At 36.1% G+C, this 2,360-nt stretch carries 2 protein-coding genes; both read right to left on the bottom strand.

Features of this window, described 5'->3' with window-relative positions; all coding sequences use genetic code 11:
• Positions 1-72 precede the first annotated feature (72 nt).
• Positions 73-798 carry an IS21-like element helper ATPase IstB gene (istB, locus tag DZB84_RS24510; RefSeq protein WP_116354900.1) on the bottom strand — a complete coding sequence of 242 codons (726 nt, stop codon included), beginning with the start codon at positions 796-798 and terminating at the stop codon, positions 73-75.
• Positions 795-2,207: an IS21 family transposase gene (istA, locus tag DZB84_RS24505; protein WP_116354899.1), complete on the bottom strand. Its 1,413-nt coding sequence runs from the start codon at positions 2,205-2,207 to the stop codon at positions 795-797. Before istA ends, istB begins: the two co-directional genes overlap by 4 nt.
• Positions 2,208-2,360 lie beyond the last annotated feature (153 nt).

Here is a 2,360-nt window from a genome sequence, read left to right as displayed (position 1 = left end):
TGTATTTTGCAAGAAAAAAGTGCATAGTTGCGCAAGAAATTTTGCAGAGTTTTGCCACCCAATTATTTCAACTTATTTTGCCCGAGATAAAGCGTTCGATAGTCTATAGCTTCCACCGTTAAATGTTAATACATGGGCATGATGAATTAAACGATCCACTAATGCAGCCGTTAGTCTAGAATCAATGAAAATCCGATTCCATTGGCTGAACTCAAGGTTAGAAGTGATTATCAAGCTTTTCTGTTCATACCAGTCAGCAATAAGCTGAAATAGTAGTTCAGAGCCTTCCTTGCTAAAAGGTAGATAACCCATCTCATCGAGAATGATTAATTCTACCTTTTCAAACTTCTTTCTAAAGGAAGGTAATTTATCCTGTTTCAGCGCCTGTTCCAATTGCTCGATAAGTGTGGATACACGATAAAATCTAACTTCATAACCCATTTCACATGCTTTTCTTCCAAGTCCAGTTGCTAAATGCGATTTTCCAGTCCCAGGAGCTCCAATCAAAACAACGTTTTGTTTTTGCTTGATAAAGTCAAGGCTCATTAAACCATCTTTATCAATCTGTGTAGGAAATCTAATCCTTTCGGTCCATTCATAGTTACTCAAACTCTTCGAGTCTAAGAATTTAGCATTTTTAATTAAGCGCTGTACCTTTGCTTGATCACGTAATCTAAACTCTTCTTTAAATAATTCCTCTAAAAACTGGCTTGGAGATTCAAAGGGAATTGACTCATAAATTTCAGAAACATAAGCCAGCCTTAAAGACTTGCACATAGAACGAATTTGCTCGCTCATGATTGGTCACCCCCAGTGGGTGCCAACGAGTCATACTCGTCCCAATCTAGCCCGAAGGGATTTTCGTTATTTCCAGAAATTAAATCATAAAATTCCTCGTTAATTCTTTTTATATCATGTGTAACTAGTAAGTTTGCTATTTCTACTAATCTTTCTTTCCTAACCACTAGATCTTCAACCATTAAGTAGTCGTTAATGCGGCCAGGTAAGTATTTTTGATATCTTGAATAAGATACCGCTCTTGGTTTTCGAATCCAATCCTTAAAAATGGATAGCCATGGAATAGCTCTCTTCTTGTTCATATAAGGTCTAAAATCTTCAAAGAGAATTTCTCCATCAGGTGATACAGCTTTATATTTATCCCAATTAATTACAAAGTATATAAAAGGGTAATTCGATGCCTTCGGGATATGTATTAATGTATTATCTAACTTTGCTTCATTATATTTATTAACTTTTGCCTCAATCTCTTTAAAGACTGGATAGTCCTCCTCAGGTAACTCAAGCAAATAGTTCCTCTCATCATTCCAAAGATCTTCGATCAAAACTTCTTTCTCATAGTGAAGCCTTTGGCGGTCTTTTTCCAATTGAACACGAAGTGTTTCTGTAAAATCCTCATAACTATTCATAACTGGTGAAGTTGTAAAGAAGTTGTATCGTATATAACCAACCTTATTTTCGACACTGCCTTTTTCATTTCCTTTACGTGGATTACATACCTGCACCTCAAACCCATAATGATTTTGAAATTGGATAAAGGCATCCGTTAGCTGCGCTTCTTCGGTTTTTGATCTGACCTTCTTAACGGCTGGAGTTAAATTATCAATCCGAATTTTCCGTGGAACTCCTCCAGATTGTTTAAATAAAAGTTTCAATCCTTCAAGAAAACATTCCTGATTTTCAGATGGCAATGGTATCGCAAAACCTGCATTACTGTAAGGGTACGACATTACTAACGCATGAGTATCCACAAACTCACCATCTTTAACAACTTCCATAACACCAAAGTCTACTTGTGCTTCACTTGGGGGATGTTCTAGCCGTTCATGGCCTTTATCGTGCTCCTCATTATGGCTATTCTCCCAATCTGTTATAAAGTAACATACTGTTCTGTAGGAACCTTCAAAACCAAGATCCTGAAGATCTTTATGAATCTGTTTTTTTGTTCTACGTAGTTTCTTCTTTAATCTACTATCCTCAAATAGCCAATCTGAAACTATTTCTCCCCATTTTCCAGTATGCATCATACCTTTAGATTTCTTGATCTTTGATTTAGGTAATTGATCCTCATCAGCATACTTCTTAGCTGTTCTCCAATTAATCCCTAAAGTTTCCTTAATTTTTGTTATTGATAATCCTTTTTTGTCTCGTAAGTGTTTGATACAATTAATATCAGACATTGCTAGCATCCTTTCTACCTCCACTACCAAAATTGCTCGACACAATTAATGTAGTGGGACTTGGGGTGACTGGCAAGTCTTTTTTTATGCACTCATTAAATAAAGTGCAGGACTCTGCATTTTTTCGTTGCAAAGCTCTGCACTTTTATTTTGCAATAAACA

The sequence above is a fragment of the Bacillus sp. HNG genome (assembly GCF_003400205.1).
Lineage (GTDB): Bacteria > Bacillota > Bacilli > Bacillales > Bacillaceae_L > Ferdinandcohnia.
The sequence above is the reverse complement of the archived record's forward strand: the minus strand, read 5'-3'. Positions and strand labels throughout refer to the sequence as shown.

Bases quoted from the DNA above. Each gene is read 5' to 3' on its own strand.
- istA (WP_116354899.1), bottom strand. From the start codon at position 2,207: ATGCTAGCAATGTCTGATATTAATTGTATCAAACACTTACGAGACAAA.
- istB (WP_116354900.1), bottom strand. From the start codon at position 798: ATGAGCGAGCAAATTCGTTCTATGTGCAAGTCTTTAAGGCTGGCTTAT.